This is a genomic window from Paenibacillus sp. AN1007, assembly GCF_040702995.1.
Lineage (GTDB): Bacteria > Bacillota > Bacilli > Paenibacillales > Paenibacillaceae > Paenibacillus.
Map to the genome: position 1 here is coordinate 4,457,075 of NZ_CP159992.1, position 21,554 is coordinate 4,478,628.

Genomic DNA, 21,554 nt, shown 5'->3' on the forward strand with positions numbered 1-21,554 from the left:
GAAGAGACACAGGCCGTTTTGCCTGTTCGATATAACAAAAATATACTGTACAAGGCCCAAGGCTTTTGATGGATAAGAGGAGCGTTCGTAAACGATGAGACAACCTGAAGAGATGCAAGATGTGACATTACTGGGTAACCAGCATGTAAAGTATACGTTTGAGTATGATCCGGGTATTTTGGAGAGCTTTGATAACAAGCATCCGTACCGTGATTATTTTGTAAAATTCAACTGCCCGGAGTTCACCAGCCTGTGCCCGATTACGGGTCAGCCCGACTTTGCAACGATTTATATAAGCTATATTCCCGATATCAAAATGGTTGAAAGCAAGTCGCTCAAGCTCTACCTGTTCAGCTTCCGTAATCATGGGGATTTCCACGAGGACTGCGTGAACATTATCATGAACGACCTGATCAAGCTGATGGACCCGCGCTTCATTGAAGTCTGGGGCAAATTCACCCCACGCGGCGGCATCTCTATCGACCCGTACACCAACTACGGCAAACCGGGAACCAAATACGAACAGATGGCTGAGCACCGCATGATGAACCATGATATGAATCCGGAGACGATTGATAATCGGTAATTTGAATCAATAGATACTCATAAAAGCGGGACTCTTCAAGGATGAAGCAGTCCTGTTTCTACGGTTTGAAACGATGAATTCCGACTTATCTGTACAATGATTTTAACGTTTAACCTTGAAGAAATGAGTGCAAAACAGATCAAAAATCAGCATTGTACAGTGGAGTTTTGGGAAATGTTGTGATAAACTGTAGTCAATAAGGACAATATAAAAAGAGTAAGGATGCGTCAACATCCTCACTCTTTTACAACAGCCGCTTTCAAGGGCGGTGGCTGTAACCGGTAATCGAAATAGACCATTACCTTAGTCGGGGCGGTCTATTTCTTTTTGTTTTGATTATTCAATGCAACGACGATCGTTACGATCAGTCCAATCAAGGTCACTATAAACCCCGCAAAACTGATCATCAGCGTCAGTACATCTTTAATCTCCACAGGCATCACCTCCTTACACAGGAGACTAGCCGACCGCCTATTCAAGCCATTCTGTTTGTTGTAACATATTATACCATATGGTCCAACCCGTGGACATCCACTTAGAACAAACCTATAAGGTTGTTTTCATTGGAATATTGAAGGCCGCATTAAGTAAAAATCTGCATATCCGATTTGTCTGATGGTCTGATTTGTACGTACATAGCTTATACAATGATATTAAAATCTCCACTACCATTTCTCTTCTGTTCCCCTTGTCGCTTCTTGCAATCTATCCTATTATGTAACAATATGCTTAATTGCATAGAATCTAACATAGGCGCTGATCCCTCGTGACCGCGACCAAAGGAGAACAGAACATGTCTGCACAAACTACATTAGCCAAGGACGCCGCTGCGCGTTCGAAATCCCCACCCGGATTGGATGCCCAAGGCACCGTATACCGGATACTCATTGCCATCAGCCTGGTGCATCTATTCAATGATTCCATCCAGTCTGTAATCCCGGCCATATTTCCTATTTTAAAAGATTCCATGCATCTAACCTACACACAGATTGGCTGGATTGCGTTTGCGATCAACTTCACCGCATCCATCATGCAGCCTGTTGTCGGCTGGTTTGCTGATAAAAAACCGACCCCGTCCATTCTGCCCATCGGCATGGGCTTCACGTTTACGGGCATGCTGCTGCTGGCCTTTGCCGATAGTTATATGAAGGTGCTCATCTCTGTTATCTTTGTCGGCCTGGGTTCCGCTGCTTTTCATCCCGAAGGTTCACGAGTATCCCATATGGCTGCAGGGCAGCGTCGCGGGCTGGCCCAATCCATCTTTCAGGTGGGCGGGAATGCCGGACAATCGTTAGCGCCGCTGCTGACACGCTGGATCTTCATTCCGTTTGGACTGTTTGGCGCCATCGGCTTTACTGGAATTGCAGCCATGGGGATCGCCGTGCAGCTCTATGTTGCCCGTTGGTATGGACAGATGCTGCAATCAGGTGCGTACCTGCGTAAACAGGCCGCGGCCCGCCGCGCTCCTAATCCAGCCCTGCGCAAAAAGATTGCAGCTGCGATTACCGTCCTCATTCTGCTGGTATTTGTCCGGTCATGGTACGTAGCTTCCATCGGAAGTTTCTATGCCTTTCATTTGAAAGATACGTTCGGTCTGTCCACAGAGGACGCGCAGATCTACATCTTCCTGTTTCTGGCTGCTGGTGCACTTGGGACATTTTTTGGCGGCCCACTCGCTGACCGATTCGGCAAACGCAATATGATCTTTTTATCCATGGCAGGGGCCGCACCGCTGGCCCTGCTCCTGCCGTACGCAAACCTGTTCTGGACAGGCGTACTGCTGACGATTATCGGGTTTATCATGTTATCCAGCTTTTCCGTTACTGTGGTATACGCTCAGATGCTCATTCCCGGTAAGATCGGAACCGTCTCCGGGCTGATTACTGGTCTTGCCTTTGGTATGGGAGGTCTGGGTGCACTCGTGCTCGGTAACTGGATCGATGTCTTCGGCGTATCACCCGTCATGCAGATATGCAGCTTCCTGCCGCTGATCGGCATCTTTACCTTCATGCTCCCATCCGATAAGCTTCTGAATCGCTGGGCACAAGAAAACGGCAGTAAAGAGTAGTTCGTTTTCCACTCACTTCATCGGGGGTTTTTATCATGGTGGCCGGTGTAATACTTATCCTTTCACAATTAAGTTTCGTGATAGGCGTTTTCCTCATCATTTTTGGATTTATGGCAGGGGCTAAAGAGGAAGGTCCCTACAATTGGAGAGCTGTAATCAATGGCAAACTCATTGGAGGGCTTTTCCTCATCGTAGTTTCTCAGTATTGGATATACCGATTGTCCGGAAGCTTTCTTCTAGGATAGCGCATCGGGATCAGCCAATATATGAATAAGATTTTTTAGGAAAAACCTAAAAAACTCGACTATCATTCTAGGGTGTGTCTAAAAACGCTGAAGGAATCAGATTTTGCTGAATTTTCGTTCCAAGCCAGGAAGTTTTCCGCAGGCGTGCAGGAGCACGTCATGGGAAAGTGACGAAGCAGGGGGCGAAAAGGCGATAAAGATGTACTTCAGTAGGTTTCAAGACACGCCCTAATGTAACCATTGCAAAGAGGCTCCTGTCCGTATCTGTGTCATACAGATCGGCTGGAGCCTCTTTCAACGTTTGCGGATGTCATTATACTTTTCGTACCTGACTGATGCGGAACCTACTTCAAGCAGCACTGATTGACCTTCTATTGCAGGCGCTGCAGTACCAGACGTTTTTTGTACATCATTCTTCCTGCTTCAGCCACATCCTGGATCGTATTTTTGTTGCTGACTGAACCAAAAATCATGCCCGCAACAGGTACCAGCTGGAACAGCTTTTTCCAGCCAAAAGACTCACTGTATGAATTAAACACTTCACGCCAGCCCTGCATTTGCGAGATCACCTCGATCTGCTTGTCCGGGTTATCGTAGTCCGCCAGCTCTTCAATAATCGCTTTTTTACCTACAATATCGGCAGAAGAGAACTGCAGACATTTCACAATAAAGACGCGCTCCAGCGGGTCATCGGGATCATAACCGTAACACAGTGCCATCTCCTGCAGCACTTTTAGGGAGAGTCCCATAACGAGCGGAATGTCAGCTGCGATCGTAACAATTCCGCCAAATCCTGTCGCGGCCCCTTGTGCCGCAGCAAACTTGCTTCGACTTTCGGTAATGTTATCCGCCACACGGTCCAGTACCTCAAGTGGTAATTTTTCCACACTATAGATTTTGGCTGTTTTCTCCGTTTCTGCATCCTGTTCCAAACGATAGATATCATCTGTCATACTGTAACCTGAGCGCTCGGCCTCTTCTTGCAAAAGCTTGGCTACTTTTTTCTTCTGTACAAGAAACTTGCCGCCCGTCTGCAGGTACTGCCCCACTTCGTTCAAGGCATCACCAATCTTCTGCTTTAACGCCTTCGGCATCACCTTATCCAGCATAGCAAACGGCAGACGTCCGATTTTATCCCAGATGAACAAATCTTTCTGCTCTTTCTCCCACTTTAAAATGTGTTCAAGTTCCCGATCCAGTGTCTCGCGTGACTCCATATCTAATCCTCCTAACAGGTTGTCATCATGTGTTCCCAACATTGTACACTCCCAGCACCGTCTTAACACTCATACCCTGTCGCCCAATGGATGGGGCGGGTTGTAGTGTTGCATTCATCTATCGTTCTGCTTTTCGGTTGGTTTGAGTTCACTTTCGATGTAATTGTATACGTTACTCCCCGCTTTCGGTTGCTTCCCTAATCCAAGCTTTCATGAATCTAGCTTTCGTAATCTGAGCTTTTTTCTCCATACCTTCCTGATCCATATATTCCTGGCTCTCTCTTGAACCACACTTATCAAAAAGAGCCTTTCATCAGCATGCTCTGCTGATAAAAGGCTCTTCGTATGCGTTCACAAAGCGTTATCTCACCTCTGCCACGGTTTGACCATCGGGGACAGGAGTTCCAAAGTCTGGTGTACCATCTTCTTTCCAATGAAGGATTTGGGCACGGGCATGGCGGTTCGGATCGTACAGCGGGTCTCCCTCAATCTCTTTGTAGTTACGGGCATGATAGATCAGAATATCGGTTTGACCATCCGGTGAAACGGTAAAGCTGTTATGTCCAGGTCCGTATTGTCCGTTCTCTTCACTAGTCTGAAATACAGGCTCTGGTGACTTCACCCAGCTCGCCGGATCAAGCAGATCGGCATTTTCATCCGCTGTGAGCAGTCCCATACAGTAATGATGATCCGTTGCACTCGCAGAATAACTGATAAACAGGCGTCCATTGCGATGCAGCACTGCGGCACCTTCATTCACTTTAAAACCGATGATCTCCCAATCGTATTCAGGGGTTGCAATCATAACCTGCTCACCGCGCAGTGTCCACGGATTTTCCATTTCACAAATGTAGAGGTTTGAATTGCCGTCAATGTTCGGGTCTTTCTGGGCCCAGACCAGATAACGCGTACCTCTATGCTCAAAGGTGGTGGCATCCAGCGCAAAACTCTCCCATTTCGTACGAATCTGGCCTTTTTCCTCCCACTTTCCTTCAAGCGGGTTAGCAGCGGCGTTCTCCAGCACATACATGCGGTGGTCGAACAAACCCTCATTGGTCTCACTTGTATGCGCCGCCGCGTAGTATATGTACCATTTGCCATCGATAAAATGAATCTCCGGTGCCCAAATGTTGGCACTCATTGGCCCTGTCTCCCGTTTGGTCCAAGCAGTTACTGGTTCAGCATCTCTCAAAGCCTCCAGTGTCGCTGCACGCCGAATTTCAATCCGGTCAAAAGCCGGTACGGAAGCTGAAAAGTAATAGTACCCGTCCGTATGACGGTACACCCAAGGATCAGCTCGCTGCTCCAGCATGGGATTGGTAAATGTAATTGAATTGGTCATAGGTATAAACCCCTTTCATATATGTGTGTATGGCTTGGATCTATGATGTGCTTAGTGCGCTTACGAAAACATGGAGAGCAGGTGTGGAGGGGCACAGCGGACGTTCGCGGGCGGTAGGGCCTTGGTGCTCTCCTTGCCCTCCGATTTCTTTCTTCCCGCTCCTGGCGGTGGAAATCGGATGTCAAACTCGCACACGCGGCTCCTTCCTCCCTCTCACTGCTGGTGCCTCTATGCCGCTTCAAGCACAGCACACGTTCGCGGGCGGTAGGGCCTTGGTGCTCTCCTTGACCTCCGATTTCTTTCTTCACCGCTCCTGGCGGTGGAAATCGGATGTCAAACTCGCACGCGCGGCTCCTTCCTCCCCCTCACTGCTCGTGCCTCTATGCGGTGGCTGCTCGCGATGTTTTTGCTCGCTGACACACATCGGGCTTCGAGCCTTTAGGTTGGCTCGATCACTTCGGGTGTTGACCGCTCTGTCGGGTCAACGCGCCCCTTCGCTGACCACCCTCCGGGGTCAGCGGTCTATTTCTCGGCTGCGCTGATTTGTTTGCCCCAGACCGCGATGCCGCGGTCATTCAGGCCAGTCACTACCAGCGCAGGCTGGCTTCGCTCCCAATCCCAGGATGGGAGCAGCTTCAGCTCTTCCGTGGAAGCGCCTCCCCCGGGGCTCTCCTTCCACGTCAGCGTTAACGTTTGTTTGCCATCAAACGTCCAGGTGCCTGAACCGTTCTCGCTTTCAATTTTGCCTTTGCTCGTCAGCGTATACGGTACGGCCTGCACCTGTCCGTTCACAGCCGGATCGAGGGCCATGCCTTCCCACGCTCCGGCAATCATCGATTGTGGAATGTCCTGCGCAGCCTCTCCGGCGTAACGTTCAGGCGACACGACAGGCCAGCCGTCTTTCGTCCACAGCATTTTGCGTACATGCAGATACGGCCAGTTTTTATCCGTCTCGCCCCGCGCATGATGCACGATATAATAATCGTCGCCATCCTTGAGCACGGAATTGTGTCCAGGAGCAACCCAGCCCTCTCCCTCAGTGAAGCGGTATCCGCCCAGAATTTTGGTGCCTATCTCATACTGCGGCAGGTGCTCCGTATCCAACATTTTATTGCCGTTCATATCCGTATAAGGCCCTGTGATCGAGTCGGCACGAGCTACCCGCACGTTATAGTCTTCGAACAGAGAATCATAAGACACGAACAGGTAATATTTTTGAAATTCAGGATTGTAGACAATGTAAGGCCCCTCAACTGCGCCCTCTTCGGTTGCTCGATCTCTTGCGGCGATGCGGGTACCGTACCCCTCTTCCTTGAACTTGCCCGTATCCGGGTCAAGCGGTGCAATGTAGATCCCGTCGAAAAAGGAACCATATACCATCCACGGGTTGCCCAAGGCATCGAGCACCGGATTGGCATCAATAGCATTCAGGCCGTCCTTTTCCTGACCAGCGGTCTTCACAACCAGTCCTTCATCTTTCCATGGCCCCTCGGGAGACTTGGAGGTCTGCAGCCCGATGGCGGACTGCGTGCTGCCAAAACTCGAAGCCGTATAATACAGTCGGTACGTATCTCCCGCTTTAATAATATCCGGTGCCCACAGGTTCGCTGCTCCTGTCCAATCAAGTGCTTCCTTTGGGATGCCTGGCAGAGCCTGCCCCACCCATTTCCAGTTGATCAAATCATCAGATTTGCGTACCATAACTCCCGGTTTGGGTTCCCCTGCTACTCGCACGTCTGTGGAATAGACGTAGTAACCTTGGTCTGTTTTGATAATCGCGGGATCATGTGCGTTGTTGACCGTCCACTTGGACTCGTCATCCAGAATCGAAAGATCATACATTTTTGGTTCCTGCGGGGCTTCCGGAAAGACCGGGGGTTTCGCCGTTTCTCCGCCATCTGCACAGCCTACCGTACCTATAAGCATCAGTAACATCAATGCTGCAGCTCCCTTCCTCGCCACGTTCCATTTCTTGGGTTCGATCCGCTCTTTGCATTCTTTCATTTCATTCAACTCTTCTTTTCGCTCTTTTCGTCCTTTCGCTTCCTTCCAGCCTTCTCGCTGCTTCGGATTTTTCCATACTTTCCAGCCTTTCATGCCCATCACCCCTTGACTCCCGAGATTGCAACCGACTCGATAATCTGCTTCTGGAAGATCAGGAAGATGATTAGAACAGGTAACAGAGCTACAATCGACGCCGCCATAATGAGCGGATAATCCGTTTGAATCGCATAGGTCGCGTTAAAGTTGGCAATGACCAGCTGCAAAGTTTGCTTTTCAGGTGAATTCAGATAAATGATCGGTGCCAAATAATCATTCCAGATGCCCATAAACCAGAGAATCAGCTGTGCAGCCACCGCAGGTTTTATCAGCGGAAACGTGATGCTGGAATACAACCGGAAGTAGGAGCTTCCGTCGATCTTCGCTGCCTCAATGATCGCATCAGGCACACTGAGCAGATACTGCCGCAGGAAAAAGATCATAATCACATTCCCGAACAGTCCCGGTACAATGAGCGGCAGCAGGGTGTCCACCCAGCCCAGCTTGGAGAACATAATGAATTGTGGAATCATGACCGTCGGATACGGAATCATCATGGATGCCAGCAGGGCGAGAAACAGTTTGTTTTTATGTGGGAATCTTAACTTGGCAAAAGCAAATGCTGCAAGACTCGATGTAAACGTACCTACCACCGTCACACTGAGTGCTACGATAAGACTGTTCTTGATCCCGCTGAGCAGCGGGCCCGCTTCCCAGATCTCTTTATATTTATCGAACCGAAACACTTCCGGAATCCAGACCGGCGGCAGTGCGAACACATCCTGCTTCTCCTTGAGCGAGGTGGACAGCATCCAGAGCAAAGGCGCAATCATCGCAATCGCACCGATGGACAGAACGATAAATATAATGGAGTTTGTTACTTTCCTTCTTTGACTATAAGACATCTTCCGTTCCACTCCCTTCCTCGCCCATTAATCCCCGTCGTAGGCTGATCTTTCGTTAAGTTTGAACTGCACAAGCGTAATCACAAAGATGAAGATACCCAGAATCATGGCCATCGCTGAAGCATAACCCATCTGCAGGTTGCTGAAGGCCTTCTGCCAGATATAAAAGACAATCGAAGCCGATGCATATTCCGGTCCGCCTGTCGGTGTCATAATGTTCATCTCGGTGAAGATTTGCGAACCCCCGATGATATTCGTCACCACGAGGAAAAACGTTACAGGTTTCACCATTGGCCAGGTGATATTACGGAAAATCTGAAAGCCGTTCGCGCCATCCAGCTCGGCAGCTTCGTAATAGGTACGGGACACACTTTGCAGTGCCGCCAGGTATAACAGCATCGTATATCCGAGACCTTTCCAGACGGTCATGATGATCAGTGCAGGTTTTACCGTATCTTTGTTGGCCAGCCAGTTGGGGCCTTTAATGCCAAACAGGTCGAGGAACTGGTTCACCAGACCATAGTCTCCGTTGTAAGCCCAGTTCCACATAATGGATACCGCTGCCAAGGAAGAGATAACCGGTATGTAGTAGATCACACGAAAAGTGGTTGTACCCGGAATTTTACGATTTAGCCCCATTGCTAGCAGCAGCGCCAGCAAAAGACCAATCGGAATGCCGAGCATCAGGTAAAACGTATTAAACATCGCCTTGTAAAAAAGATCATCGGTCAACAAATCTTTAAAGTTGGCAAGCCCGATAAAGTTCATCTGCCCCAGTCCGTCCCAATCGGTAAAGGAACCATAGAGAGAATAGAGGAACGGGAACAATACAAAGATCAGCAGCCCCAAAATGGGGGGCAAAATAAACAAGTATCCATACATCATCTCTTTGCGATACAAACTCGATTTCGTATTCACGTGTTCACCCCTGTTTCTAAGATCAGCATGTGGCATACATCGATTGGCCTTTTCGAATCATGACTTCTGCTCTGTTCCGGTCAATACATGCCACATGCTCGTATGGAATCTGGCGATAAAAGTTAAACTCAAGCGTTTGTTCAGTCCACTCCGATGACAGAATAACCTGGAGAGCAGCTGTTATCCCCAGATTTCTTGAATTCCCTTTTTCAAAGGGGAAAAACCGGTGATAAAGGCGAAGCTTATGCTTCCGACGCAGCTTTCTTCCAGAAAGCTTTTAGCTCCACTTTTCCAGTTTTTTCTATCCTCTACGTTACAACGTGTAAAAAATAGTTCATCTCATATCATCTCTAACAAACAAATGCCAGCAGCATCGGTTCAGGCTGCTGGCATCCCTTGTCTATCTATTTATTCTGGGATTTCTTCTCCTGCTCCACCGCTTTGTCCAGCAGCTTCTGCATCTTCGGCTGCTGCTGCTTCACATAGTCTGCGGCAGTGATCTTGCCGTCGAGTACTGGCTGAATGTCAGTGAAGAACATGTCATACCACTCTGCGTTGTATGTGTAGTTACCTGGCAGCGCACGTCCGTAGTCTTTCACGATATCGATAAATTCCTGTTTGTTTGCCGGTTTGGTCGAGGTGTCTTTCGCCCACTCGTCCGCCATATCAAGCAGGTTCGGAATCTGCACCTTGGCGTCTACCAACTGCTTCATGCCTTCCTTCGATGCCGTGAGGTAATTCACCAGTGCAGCGGCTTCTTCCGGATGTTTTGTTTTGGCGGATACGCCGATTCCGAGGGAACCGATCCATGTTGCCGGTTTGCCTGTTGATCCAGCCGGGAAAGGCAGCAGGTCATAATCGAATGGAAGCTTTTCAAAAGTACTCATGTCCCACGGACCTACAGGGAAGAAAGCCATCTCACCCTTCATCCAGCGCTGATATGTATCAAGCGTTTGTGCTTCCTCAATGGAAGGTGTGATTTTGTATTTGTTCTGCATGTCCGCAAAAAATTGCAGCGCTTCCGCAAATTTCGGATCATCAATGGTTACTTTCGTTTTGCTCTCGTCCAGCCAGTCTGCCCCGTTGCTCCATACAAAAGCTTGCAGTGCCCACTGTACGTTAAAACCTGTGCCGAATACATCCGGTTTACCGTCCCCGTTCGTATCCTTGGTAGCCTGCTGGTTCACCTTAATGAACTCTTCCCAAGTATACGGTTTGTCCGGATCAGGGAGTGGAATGCCTTCTTTTTCAAACAGTGTCTTGTTGTACCCCAATGCAAACGGCCCGACATCCTTAGGCATACCGTAAAGATCACCCTGCCCTGCCATCTGACCATCATAACGATACAAGTCCACACCGTACTTCCAAATATTATCCAGATTGATATCCTTGTTTTTCTCAATATAAGGTGTGAGGTTCATCAGCACCTTGCTGTTAACGTATGCCTTCATATCCCCCGGTGCGAAATAAAATACGTCAGGCATGCTGTTGCCTGTAATCGCTGCCCGCAGTTTGGTTGCGTATTGATCTGCAGCGGTTACGATGATTTTAACTTTGACGCCGGGATGCTCTTCTTCAAACTTTTTCACAACAGCCTGATACGCTTTCTGTTCGTCCGTACCTCCCCGGAACATAAACGTCAGCTCTTTCTCCCCGCTCGAACTTCCACTTCCCCCTCCACAGCCTGCAAGCACCAGCGCACTAACCAGCATTAGCAGCATAAACGTAACCCAACTCTTTCTCTTGACCATATGAACCCCTCCTGATCTGGACTTGTAAACGTATTCAATATGATGAATCAGCATTTCTGTTGTTAAATTTATCAAATCCAGATCCGTTTAGTCAATACTTTATTAAAACATTTTATATTTATTTAAAATAAATGACATGCTAATATGTCGGCCATCCGTTTGCGTCCCACAGCAGATCATTAATGAGCAGTTTCGGATTGCCATTATCAGTCGCATCATAAGCATGGCGTACGATTAGATTGCCGTTAACCACGTCCTGCCCACCCGGGCCTTTCCATCTCACATTGCCTGCATCGAGCACTGTGCCGCCACCATTCATCATATTAACTCCATTTTTGTCCACATAAGGTCCCGTGATGCTGGCGGAGCGCCCGTAGACCATTTTGTAGGTACTGTTCACGCCTTTACAGCAGGAGTCAATCGAAGCAAACAGATAATAATATCCGTTCCGGTACACGATACTTGGCGCTTCAATCGCGCCCCCGTTATTGGGACGTGCTGCAATCGAGGAGATGCCGCCTGTCGGTTTCATCGTGTTTTTGTCCAGCTTAACAATCTTCAGACCACTCCAGAACGATCCAAGGGCCAGCCATGGATTACCTGAAGCGTCAATGACCAGTTCCGGATCAATGGCGTTGTAATTATTCGATGTTGTGGACTGCAGCACAAGCCCCTCATCCTTCCACTGCCCTGCGCCAACGCTGTTTGCGGATGCCAAGCCAATAGCAGATCTGTTGGAGCCAAAGGTGGAGATGGAATAATAGAGCCACACTTTACCGTTGTACCGCTGCACGTCCGGTGCCCATACATCCAGATCTTTCTGTCCAGGTACAGCCGAGTTCCACCACGATGGCTCTTTCAAAAAAATCTGCGGCACACGGTACCATGACGTTCCGTTATCTGATTTCAACACCTGAATGCCAGGCCCTGTGGAAAAGGTGTACCAGGAATTCCCCTCTTTGATGAGGGTTGGATCATGAACAGCGATGTCTCCCGACAAGTTCCAAAACGCCGCCAAAGCCTTTGACTGTCCTGCAAGCACCAGCACCAACACCAACAATACCGGTAAAGCCCAACGCCTTTTTGCTGGAATCCTCGAACTTCTCGCATGATTCAAGCGGTCCGAACTCCTTAATTCCTCTGAGCCCGCTGCACTCTTCACCCATCTCTTCCATAAACTGAATTTCTTCATACCGGAACGCCACCTCTCCTGATTAAATGGTTTCTTTGGTTCATGAAGTATTAAATCAATTTAAGTATAATAGGATTATAAAAGCGGTTACATGACAATTCAATGGTATATTTCAAATATATATGAATTAATTCAATGTTTTATTTGGAGCTAATTTGAGATGAAACGTGAGTCTTAGTTTCGATTTTCCAACGTTTAATAGGGAATAACTCTCGATTCTCCGCTCTTTCTTTCCAGCATATAATGATTTATAATTATATGAAATAAAACAGTCACATGTACAAAAGTCTGCGTAAAGAGGCTTTGTTCAGAACGGGGAAAGGACATCCACCTATGATTTATATTAAAGATCTGATGTCAGGTGTGAACATTTTCAAAGCACTCAGTTCCGAAATTCGCATTCAGATTATTGAACTGCTGGCCAAAAACCAAAGTCTTAATCTCAATGACCTCGCGACCAAGCTCGGACTTAGTAACGGTGCAATTACAATGCATATCAAAAAACTGGAGGAGAGCGGATTAATCGAGATTAATACCGCTGTTGGCAAACACGGCATCCAGAAGATCTGTTATCTTAACGAGGAAAAATTAATGGTTGACCTGCGCTCACAGGAGATTCACAACCGGTACGAGGTGGAGATTCAGGTTGGGCATTACAGCGATTATCAGGCTGCACCAACGTGCGGAATCGCTACCAAAGACAGCATTATCGGGGAGTTCGATGACCCCCGCTATTTTGCCGATCCGCTTCGGATCGATGCAGAGATGATCTGGCTGGCCGAAGGATATCTGGAATATCGTATTCCCAACTATCTCAAGCCCAACCAGACCTTTAGCGAGATTCAGCTGTCTATGGAACTGGGTTCAGAAGCCCCTGGATTCTGTGATAACTATCCGTCGGATATTTACTTTTATATCAATGGCAAAAAAATCGGACTCTGGACGAGTCCGGGAGATTTCGGCGATACGCGCGGCACGTTTAATCCCGATTGGTGGCCTCCGCACCTGAATCAATACGGCATGCTGAAGCTGATTCGCATTACGAAGGAAGGCAGCTATATTGACGGATGCCGGATTTCGGATGTAACGCTGGATGATATCGCGCTGGATTACAAAAGTGATATCCACTTTCGCATCGCAGTTACCGACGAGCCTGTCAACAAACGCGGCCTGACCATTTTCGGCAAAAACTTCGGCAACTACGGTCAGGGACTGCTGGCACGAGTGCTTTATAATGTGCAGGAGGACTAGGTTGACAGAGTTACCCCGGGAGCATCCTCCTGATCTGTAGAAGAGTGCGAATCTGCACTCTTTTTTAATGCCTTTGGTACCGTCCATATCCATCTTAAGTTAAACGAATGAGGATATCGCTGTGATATACTTGTAGTCTGTAGGAAAAGTGATAACGGGTGGGATTCTTTTGAAACTGGAACGGTTAGTCTCAATTATCTACAAGCTGCTCAATCATGAGGTGTTATCTGCGTCTACACTTGCGGAGGAATATCAAGTATCGCCTAGAACCATTTATCGGGATATTGATGTCATCTGTGCAGCCGGATTTCCGGTCGTTTCCCATCAGGGAATGAATGGCGGATACGGCATCATGGACGGATACAAAATGGATAAAAGCCTGCTCGGTTCTTATGATGTACATGCGCTGATTACGGTGCTTACCAGTCTCTCGACCATTTTCAACGATGCGCGTGCTCAGGGTACGATTGAACGTCTGCAGACGATTGGTGACGCGCATCAGAATCCAAGCTTGACTGTAGACCTCGATACGGGCAGGACGGAACCCGATGCTCTTCCCTATCTTCGTGAAGGCATCATGAATTCTCAGGTCGTTCAGTTTGATTACATTAATGCCAAAAATGAACGTTCCACCCGCAGCATTGAACCCGTTCGACTGCAGTTCAAATACCGCAGCTGGTATGTGTATGGATACTGCCGAAGTCGGCAGGATTTTCGGGAATTCCGGCTGTCGCGGATGCTGAACGTGCATCTGACAAACCGTGCTTTTGAGCCCCATGCAAATCCCTCAGATGAAGTGCTTTCCTCCACCCACGACACACTGGATTACAGGTCAGAAGTAGTCTTTCGGGTATATCCAGATGCACTCGCCGAGGCATTGGATCACTTTCAGCAGGCAGATAAACAATTTCATGAAGATGGAAGCATGACGATGCGTATTCAGGTTCTTCAGCCTTTGAAAGCCTCATGGTTATGGTCATTTTTGCTCAGCCTAGGCAGTGGTGCAGAGGTTCTTCAACCTATAGAACTGAGAAATCTTCTGGAGACGCAGCTGCGAAATGCTCTCACACATTACGAAAGACATGATGAGTGATAGGCGGCATGTAATGGATTTGGCCTTTAATGTTCAAGGAGTGTAATGCGCGGTTAAAGCTCGATGAATGGTAGAATGTGATGTTCAGTAAATGTAATGTCGAATGTAATGTTCGATACAGATGAAGAAGAAGTATGACACGCTGTTGTCATACTTCTTTTTTTATAATCATCTCAGAAGTAAGGGAGGTACCTAACCACCCCATCATTCGCCAATACAAAGGAGACGATGTTCATGAATCATCCAGAACAAATGTATCATTATCATGTTTGGGCTTCACAGACCATTATGCAGCGTATTCAGGAGCTGCCGGCTGCTGTACTGCATCAGGAAGTGAACAGTTCCTTTCCTACCCTCGCCCATGCACTCAGCCACATGTATGCTGTAGATCAAATGTGGTATCTGGTGCTGACGGGAACCAGCATGCCGGAAGCTTTACAAATCTGCATGCCGCGTAACGGAGAAACGTATGCGACAATGGAAGAATACGCGGACCGTTATGTACAACTATCCGATCAGTATCTTGCTTGGTTCGGTCATCAGACGGATTTAGAGCAAACGCTTCTGCTTGACAACCCCTTTGCAGGCTCACGCCACACCAGTCTTGCAGAGATCATTCTTCATCTGGTGAACCACGGAACCTATCACCGAGGAAATATATCCACCATGCTGCGTCAGTTGGGGCATGCCTCCGTTATGAACGATTACTCTAGATTTTGGTATGAGAGCTCTAATGCTGCCGTGTGATCCTTCGAGACTTGAAGTGCCTGATGAAGCATGAAAGGTCGTGGATAAATTGAAACTCGCCCCACTTGAAAACATACTCCCGTTTACTTCAAGAGATGAGCTAAGGCAGTGGCTGCTGGAACATGGAACAGAACAGTCCTGCTGCTGGGTTTACGTCAGTATGAAACCCTGCGTCGACACCATTTTATATCTGGATGCTGTGGAAGAAGCGTTATGCTTCGGCTGGATTGATGGTGTCAAAAAGAAAGCTTCCGATAATCGGCTGTTACAGCGGTTATCCCCCCGCAGTCGCAGAAGCTCTTGGACAGAACTCAACAAGGAACGTGTACGCCGCCTCGAAAGGCTTGGTCTTATGCAGGATGCGGGGAGAAAGACTCTTCCGGATTTGTCCCCGGAAACTTTTGTCGTCGATGCCGAAATTAAGCGAAGGCTGACGGCAGACAGACAAGTGTATGATTACTTCTTGGGGTTTCCTCACCTCTATCAGCGCGTGCGTATCGACACAATCCAGAGCGTTAAGCAGCAGCCCGCTCTCTTTCAAAGTCGGCTCGACAAGTTCATCATGCATACAAGGGATAATCAATTATACGGAAAATGGCATGATGATGGAAGATTGCTGCAGGATTAGAAACCTCGTTCCCCAATCTTCAGCCTGAAGATCCGCTCCATCTCACATCAAAAAAACACCTGCTTCACCGTTTACCCAAGAAAGATAATAGGCAGATACCACGATAGGTATCTGCCTGTATACTTACCTTGAATTTACGGTCAGTTCAGGTGATTCTCAGGTGTACTCATACTCGCTTTACTTTACCCAACCCAATCTGCTGCTGCAGTGAACTGCCGCCTTACGCACATCCATTTACTTGCCGGAAGGCTGTGCTTCAGCCGTGTAACCTGCTGGAATTTCGGCTTCTGCTGTCACTTTCGTGATGACCATGGGATACATCTTGTCCGGATCAGGCTGCACGATTGAATATTTTACAACGGCATGTTTATCCTTCTCCAATTTGACGTCATCAATTTTTAATCCATATCCCGGATGCGGCATTTCGGCCGTCAAGGTCACTTTACTTGTTTGGTCATCCACTTCGCTGATGGTTACGGCAGGTACGATAGCCTGCTGTCCTTCACCAGGATTCGTCGGGGTTGGTTCCGTTGAACCGCCGCCACTGTGCTGATCCACAAATTCAAGCGCATTGAAAATCATACTTGCTGCCTCCATACGGGTAAGCGGCTGATCTGGGCGGAAATTCCCGTCCTTGTCCAGTTCAATGATGTTCATATTCAGCAGATTCTGGACGGCAGATATAGCGTCCTTACTTAGTTTTTTTTCATCCTTCACTTCATTATATTTCATGATCACCGGATAATTCCCGGTCGTATTAATCCCCTCATGCAGCAAAATAACAAATTGCTCACGTGTCATCTTGCCTTGAGGATTCACTTCTACCGGAATAGACAGACCATTCTGAGCGGCTGCCTGCACAGCATCTGCATACCAGGTGTTCGGACTGATTTTATTCTGAGGAGAAGCTTCCGCATATGCATTTTTCAATCCAAATGCGTTAACAATGAATTGAATCCCCTGCGGCTCGGACAAAGTCATATCAGGTCGGAACAAATCTGCCGTTACTCCGTTCACAATGCCTTTTGATTTCAATGAATCGACAACCGTTTTCTGTCCTTCATCTTTAATGTCGGAAAATGCAAATACCGAAACACCTCCCGCTGTCAGAGAAACGCAAAGTGCAAGTGCTGCGGCCAACCCTTTTTTATGTTTCATTTCCTGGCACCTCCATATAATTAGGAAAACCTGTTTTTCATCTTTTCATCCCTACAGACGGGATACCCTCGCAAAATGTTTCAGTTCATTTCGCATTTGGTGAATACAATTTCATAACCATGCATATGAATTGCCATGGATGGATAACGTATCTGGATTTGTCATATCACCTGCAATAACCGCATCTAGACTGTATGCAGCCGTTATTACATCTTTAGATCATCATTCATATTTCGGAGTATTCCCTTAACGTACCTGCTATCCACATGAGCTGACAGATCTGCTGAAACTAGTTCATCACAGCTCTATGTCTCACATCATGATTACTTCATACCTCTCCGTCTCAACGTTTGGGGACCCGACTCTTTCGGTCCGTTAGAAGCAGCACCGTTGAAAAATAACTCCATACTTCAAGGATGAGCAGGTTCATTGACAACAGCTCGCATTAGCGCGAAAATATAAATAGATCCATTTATCAGCAGACGGATAAATACCAATCAAGTTCGCATAAAGTAAGGGGGCATGACACGCTAACATGAGGTGTCTGCCCTTTTCTTGACTTATTTTGCCCAACTATGATCTCAGGGCGTTCCGAAGCTCTAACCTAAAAAAGGAGAACCCACACCTATGTCCCAAAAAGGTTTGCTGCGCGGTTATGTGTTGTCCAACTGGCCCATCTATCTGCTGGCCGTTCTTTTGATCATTGCATCCAATGTCGGTCAGGCCTCGCTACCTCGTATACTGGGCAGCTTTACGGATCAATTAATGAAAAACACACTCCAGATGCAGACGGTGATTCGTTACAGCTTATCGCTTCTCGCCATTGCCATTGCATACAACCTGCTGTTTGGTACCGGCCAATTTATGATTATGAAGCTGGGCCGGAAGTTTGAATTTATGACACGCGAGCGGATATTCCGCAAGTTTTCCGAGCTTAGTGAGCACTATTTTTCCAAACAGGGTAACGGCAAGCTGCTTAGTTATTTTATGAACGATGTCACTTCCGTCCGTGAAGCAATTTCCAACGGGGTTACGATGATGACCAATGCCGTTTTTCTGTTAATGTCCTGCGTTGTCATGATGCTGCTCAGCGGCATTCCGCTGACACTGATTCTGATCAGTATTGTGCCTCTGCTGGGCATTCCATTCCTGGTTGTCTTTTTCGGGCCGCGGATTCGTAAGCGCTCCCGTGATGTGCAGGAGGCGCTGGCATCGATGACAGAGTCTGCCGAGGAACAGCTCGGCGGTATTCGTGTGATCAAAACATTTGCCATCGAGGATGGCGCTCGTTCACGTTTTGGCGCAACCGTTGATGATATCAAACACAAGCAGCTGCGCTTGGTTCGTCTATCTTCCCTTTTTCAGGCGACACTTCCTTTGCTCGGTGCAGTATCTCTTGTCATTTCGCTGCTGGTAGGCGGTATTCTGACGATGCAAAATTCCATTACGCTGGGCAGCTTTGTCGCCCTGACCTTGTATCTGCGCATCATCATGGGGCCGCTTCAGCAGATTGGCAATGTCATTAACACTATGCAGCGCTCGGGAGCCTCGCTCGAAAGAGTGAATGATCTTCTCCGTGAAGAACCTGACGTACAGGAAGTCCCTGAAGCGGAGACGCTGCAAAATATGCAGCAGATTACGATCCAAAATTTAACCTTCCATTATCCAGGCAGCTCGTCGCCCGCACTAAAGAACATTCAGCTCCACATCCATGCGGGGCGCACCGTTGGCATTGTCGGTAAAACGGGTTCCGGCAAAAGCACACTGGTCAAGCTGCTGCTCCGTACATATGAACCGCCAGAAGGCAGCATTTTCATCAATAACACCGATATTCGGGAATTGTCACTGGACAGTCTCAGGTCTCAGATCGCTTATGTGCCTCAGGACGGCTTCTTATTCAGCACCACGATCCGGGATAATATTGCATTCAGTAACCGTGAAGCACCCATGGATGACGTAGAAGACAGTGCAAAACAAGCGATGATCTATGAAAATATTGTTCGTTTCCCTGATCGTTTCGATACGCTGCTGGGAGAACGCGGACTTACATTGTCTGGTGGACAGCGGCAGCGTACGAGTCTCGCTCGCGGGTTAATTAAGCAGGCTCAGATGCTGATCCTGGATGACAGCATGAGTGCCGTAGATGCCGTTACCGAAACAGGGATTCTCCGCAGCCTGCGTAAGATCAGCCAAGGCAAAACCACCTTGATCATCTCTCACCGTATTAGTGCAGTCCGTCATGCGGATGACATTCTTGTGCTGGATGAAGGACAGATTGTGGAACAGGGAACACATGCGGAGCTGATGGCTGCCAAAGGGTTATACGCGGCGACCTATCGTCTGCAGGAGGAGGGATTACATCATGTCTAATGGGGATGGAAATCCTAAACACAAGATCAATAAAGCTGGTCGTACCGATCATTCGGACAATAACAGCAGCGATTCGGGCAGTACAGCCGTGAAATTGGAATCCTCTGCCGAGAGTCATCATAGTAAACGTGCTTCCTTTAAAGAAATGATGGGCTACGCCAAACCGCATCGCTGGGCTTTTGCAGGTATTTTTGTCTGCTCCCTGCTCGGCATATCAGCCGATTTGCTCGAGCCTTACCTGGTGAAGATCGCCATCGATGACCATCTGGCCGTCGGTCAAACCAGCACCTTGTTCCTCGTTCAGCTTGCAGCCGTTTTTCTGGGGCTGGCTGTGGTCAGTTTTATTTTTACGTATATTCAAAATAACCTGCTCCAGCATGTCGGTCAGAGCATCGTCTCCCGCATTCGTAAGGATTTGTTCAGACATATCTCCAAAATGTCCATGTCCTTCTTCGACCGCTTCCATATCGGCAGTCTGGTGACCAATGTGTCCAGCGATACGGAAACGATCAGCAGTTTCTTCACGCAGGTGCTGCTCAGCCTGATTCGGGACGGGATGATGCTGGTGCTCATTATCTTTTTCATGTTTCAGCTTGAGCCCATGCTCGCCAGTTATTCGCTCATTCTTCTTCCGGTCATCGCTGTCGTGGCCGCACTGTTTCGCCGCAGACTCCGGAGTGCCTATCAAAATGCACGCACACGGCTCTCCCGTCTTATCGCGTTTACGGCGGAAAACCTGTCGGGTATGTTCCTGATTCAAGCGTTCCACCAGGAGGAAGAGCAGAAAAAAAGATTCAAAGAACAGAACGCTCGGCATCTGGAGGCAAACATCACACAGGCACGTTCCAATGTGATTTTTAACCGGACGTTTGACGTCCTCGGTAACGCAGCGCTCGTGATGATGGTTTGGCTCGGTGGTCGCGCCGTGCTGGGCGAGTCTTTGCAAGTCGGGGTGCTGTATGCGTTTATCAGCTACATTCGTCAGTTTTTTCAGCCGATCAACCAGATTACGATGCAGTGGAACACCTTTCAGTCCACTACGGTTTCAATGGATCGGATCTGGAACATTTTGAACACCAGACCTGAGGTTCATGATCCGTCCCCGGATCAAGCTTCTCCGCTAGAGCCACAGCAAGTGATGGGACAGATTGATTTTAATGATGTATCCTTTGGTTACCGGGCCGATCGGCCGATCATTCAACATATGAATCTGCATCTCTACCCCGGAGAGATGGTGGGCATTGTGGGTACAACCGGTGCGGGCAAAAGCACATTGATCTCCCTGCTCAATCGGTTCTATGACGTCAATCAGGGCAGCATTCACATCGATGGCACCGATATTCGCTACATTCCGCAAGCTGTACTCCACCGGATTGTAGGTCTGATTCAACAGGAGCCTTTCCTGTTCTCGGGCACCATTATCGATAACGTGACCATGTTCAGAGAAGATATTACGCGTGAGCAGGCGATGGAAGCCTGCCGTTTTGTAGGCGCAGATACAATGATTCAGCGTTTGCCGCAAGGATATGATACCCGTCTGTCCGAGCGGGGAAGCGGGTTATCTGCCGGGGAACGACAGCTGATCTCGTTTGCACGAATCGTTGTATTTCAGCCGCGGATTCTCATTCTGGATGAAGCCACCGCCAATCTGGACTCACACACCGAACAACTTGTACAGCATGCACTGGAGTCCGTATCCCAAGGCAGAACCACGATTGTGATTGCACATCGCCTGTCTACAGTCATGCATGCCGACCGGATTCTGGTCATGGAACATGGTGCTGTAGTCGAGGAAGGATCACATCAGGAGCTGGTTGCGGCTCAAGGAATCTATGCGGATTTGTACCAGCATGCACAGGAAGCCGGGCAGCAGTCGAGTAAGTTAGGATGATTTCTTACGTGTTCGTTTTGAGCGAGGAAAGACTTGTGAACAGGACATGATACGATTAGTCATCGTAACCATAGGTTGATGCTAATTCTGCGCATCCAAAGGCCGTCTCAACACGTAAACATGAAGGTAGGCCTCACGTCATGCAAGCCGCT

At 48.2% G+C, this 21,554-nt stretch carries 17 protein-coding genes; 8 read left to right on the plus strand and 9 right to left on the minus strand.

The genetic code is table 11. The features are described 5' to 3' along the window. The first annotated feature begins 94 nt into the window (after positions 1-94). On the plus strand, positions 95-586 hold the full coding sequence (gene queF, locus ABXS70_RS20195) for a preQ(1) synthase (RefSeq protein WP_342554586.1): 492 nt from the start codon (positions 95-97) through the stop codon (positions 584-586). A 317-nt stretch (positions 587-903) separates the two neighbouring features. Here the strand turns inward: queF and ABXS70_RS20200 are convergent, their stop codons facing one another. Further along, on the minus strand, positions 904-1,020 hold the full coding sequence (locus ABXS70_RS20200) for a putative holin-like toxin (protein WP_366290356.1): 117 nt from the start codon (positions 1,018-1,020) through the stop codon (positions 904-906). A gap of 359 nt (positions 1,021-1,379) precedes the next feature. Here ABXS70_RS20200 and ABXS70_RS20205 point away from each other — a divergent pair, with 359 nt between their 5' ends. Next, the gene (locus ABXS70_RS20205; RefSeq protein ID WP_366290359.1) at positions 1,380-2,654 is read left to right on the plus strand and encodes an MFS transporter; all 1,275 of its coding nucleotides are present in this window, start codon (positions 1,380-1,382) and stop codon (positions 2,652-2,654) included. Between the two features lie 616 nt (positions 2,655-3,270). On the opposite strand, the gene ABXS70_RS20210 is transcribed toward ABXS70_RS20205, so the two are convergent. The 7 genes from ABXS70_RS20210 to ABXS70_RS20240 all read right to left on the minus strand — a co-directional run bounded on the left by ABXS70_RS20210 (position 3,271) and on the right by ABXS70_RS20240 (position 12,264). Beyond that, entirely contained in the window at positions 3,271-4,116 is an 846-nt protein-coding gene (locus ABXS70_RS20210) for an EcsC family protein (protein ID WP_342554583.1), read from the minus strand. Positions 4,117-4,477: 361 nt separating this feature from the next. Next, positions 4,478-5,458, minus strand: a complete 981-nt coding sequence (locus tag ABXS70_RS20215; protein WP_366290362.1) for a family 43 glycosylhydrolase — start codon at positions 5,456-5,458, stop codon at positions 4,478-4,480. A 522-nt stretch (positions 5,459-5,980) separates the two neighbouring features. Beyond that, complete coding sequence (locus ABXS70_RS20220) at positions 5,981-7,396, minus strand: arabinan endo-1,5-alpha-L-arabinosidase (protein ID WP_366296710.1); 1,416 nt, start codon at positions 7,394-7,396, stop codon at positions 5,981-5,983. A 164-nt stretch (positions 7,397-7,560) separates the two neighbouring features. Next, entirely contained in the window at positions 7,561-8,403 is an 843-nt protein-coding gene (locus tag ABXS70_RS20225) for a carbohydrate ABC transporter permease (protein WP_090918394.1), read from the minus strand. 27 nt (positions 8,404-8,430) lie between these two features. Then, positions 8,431-9,321 carry a sugar ABC transporter permease gene (locus ABXS70_RS20230; RefSeq protein WP_342554581.1) on the minus strand — a complete coding sequence of 297 codons (891 nt, stop codon included), beginning with the start codon at positions 9,319-9,321 and terminating at the stop codon, positions 8,431-8,433. A gap of 404 nt (positions 9,322-9,725) precedes the next feature. Then, a complete protein-coding gene (locus ABXS70_RS20235) occupies positions 9,726-11,072 on the minus strand; it encodes a sugar ABC transporter substrate-binding protein (protein ID WP_342554580.1) in 1,347 nt (448 codons plus the stop codon). 139 nt (positions 11,073-11,211) lie between these two features. After that, positions 11,212-12,264, minus strand: a complete 1,053-nt coding sequence (locus ABXS70_RS20240) for a glycoside hydrolase family 43 protein (RefSeq protein WP_366290367.1) — start codon at positions 12,262-12,264, stop codon at positions 11,212-11,214. A 333-nt stretch (positions 12,265-12,597) separates the two neighbouring features. On the opposite strand from ABXS70_RS20240, the gene ABXS70_RS20245 reads away from it, so the two are divergent. From ABXS70_RS20245 to ABXS70_RS20260, 4 genes are all read left to right on the plus strand, one after another. Beyond that, positions 12,598-13,515 (plus strand): winged helix-turn-helix transcriptional regulator, encoded by a 918-nt coding sequence (locus ABXS70_RS20245; RefSeq protein WP_342554578.1) that lies wholly within the window; start codon positions 12,598-12,600, stop codon positions 13,513-13,515. A 169-nt stretch (positions 13,516-13,684) separates the two neighbouring features. Continuing rightward, on the plus strand, positions 13,685-14,608 hold the full coding sequence (locus ABXS70_RS20250) for a YafY family protein (protein ID WP_366290370.1): 924 nt from the start codon (positions 13,685-13,687) through the stop codon (positions 14,606-14,608). Between the two features lie 234 nt (positions 14,609-14,842). After that, entirely contained in the window at positions 14,843-15,355 is a 513-nt protein-coding gene (locus ABXS70_RS20255; protein ID WP_366290373.1) for a DinB family protein, read from the plus strand. Between the two features lie 40 nt (positions 15,356-15,395). Beyond that, positions 15,396-15,983, plus strand: coding sequence for a YdeI/OmpD-associated family protein (locus tag ABXS70_RS20260; protein ID WP_366290376.1), 588 nt, complete (start codon positions 15,396-15,398; stop codon positions 15,981-15,983). Between the two features lie 234 nt (positions 15,984-16,217). Here the strand turns inward: ABXS70_RS20260 and ABXS70_RS20265 are convergent, their stop codons facing one another. Next, on the minus strand, positions 16,218-17,141 hold the full coding sequence (locus tag ABXS70_RS20265; protein WP_366290379.1) for an S-layer homology domain-containing protein: 924 nt from the start codon (positions 17,139-17,141) through the stop codon (positions 16,218-16,220). Positions 17,142-17,768: 627 nt separating this feature from the next. Here ABXS70_RS20265 and ABXS70_RS20270 point away from each other — a divergent pair. Both ABXS70_RS20270 and ABXS70_RS20275 read left to right on the plus strand, forming a co-directional pair. Next, positions 17,769-19,511, plus strand: coding sequence for an ABC transporter ATP-binding protein (locus ABXS70_RS20270; protein ID WP_366290381.1), 1,743 nt, complete (start codon positions 17,769-17,771; stop codon positions 19,509-19,511). A 145-nt stretch (positions 19,512-19,656) separates the two neighbouring features. Beyond that, the gene (locus tag ABXS70_RS20275; protein WP_366296712.1) at positions 19,657-21,402 is read left to right on the plus strand and encodes an ABC transporter ATP-binding protein; all 1,746 of its coding nucleotides are present in this window, start codon (positions 19,657-19,659) and stop codon (positions 21,400-21,402) included. Positions 21,403-21,554 lie beyond the last annotated feature (152 nt).

Excerpts from the sequence above, each read along its gene's own strand:
- queF (WP_342554586.1), top strand. The coding sequence starts at position 95 with ATGAGACAACCTGAAGAGATGCAAGATGTGACATTACTGGGTAACCAG.
- ABXS70_RS20205 (WP_366290359.1), top strand. The coding sequence starts at position 1,380 with ATGTCTGCACAAACTACATTAGCCAAGGACGCCGCTGCGCGTTCGAAA.
- ABXS70_RS20210 (WP_342554583.1), bottom strand. The coding sequence starts at position 4,116 with ATGGAGTCACGCGAGACACTGGATCGGGAACTTGAACACATTTTAAAG.
- ABXS70_RS20215 (WP_366290362.1), bottom strand. The coding sequence starts at position 5,458 with ATGACCAATTCAATTACATTTACCAATCCCATGCTGGAGCAGCGAGCT.
- ABXS70_RS20225 (WP_090918394.1), bottom strand. The coding sequence starts at position 8,403 with ATGTCTTATAGTCAAAGAAGGAAAGTAACAAACTCCATTATATTTATC.
- ABXS70_RS20235 (WP_342554580.1), bottom strand. The coding sequence starts at position 11,072 with ATGGTCAAGAGAAAGAGTTGGGTTACGTTTATGCTGCTAATGCTGGTT.
- ABXS70_RS20240 (WP_366290367.1), bottom strand. The coding sequence starts at position 12,264 with ATGAAGAAATTCAGTTTATGGAAGAGATGGGTGAAGAGTGCAGCGGGC.
- ABXS70_RS20245 (WP_342554578.1), top strand. The coding sequence starts at position 12,598 with ATGATTTATATTAAAGATCTGATGTCAGGTGTGAACATTTTCAAAGCA.
- ABXS70_RS20255 (WP_366290373.1), top strand. The coding sequence starts at position 14,843 with ATGAATCATCCAGAACAAATGTATCATTATCATGTTTGGGCTTCACAG.
- ABXS70_RS20265 (WP_366290379.1), bottom strand. The coding sequence starts at position 17,141 with ATGAAACATAAAAAAGGGTTGGCCGCAGCACTTGCACTTTGCGTTTCT.
- ABXS70_RS20270 (WP_366290381.1), top strand. The coding sequence starts at position 17,769 with ATGTCCCAAAAAGGTTTGCTGCGCGGTTATGTGTTGTCCAACTGGCCC.
- ABXS70_RS20275 (WP_366296712.1), top strand. The coding sequence starts at position 19,657 with ATGATGGGCTACGCCAAACCGCATCGCTGGGCTTTTGCAGGTATTTTT.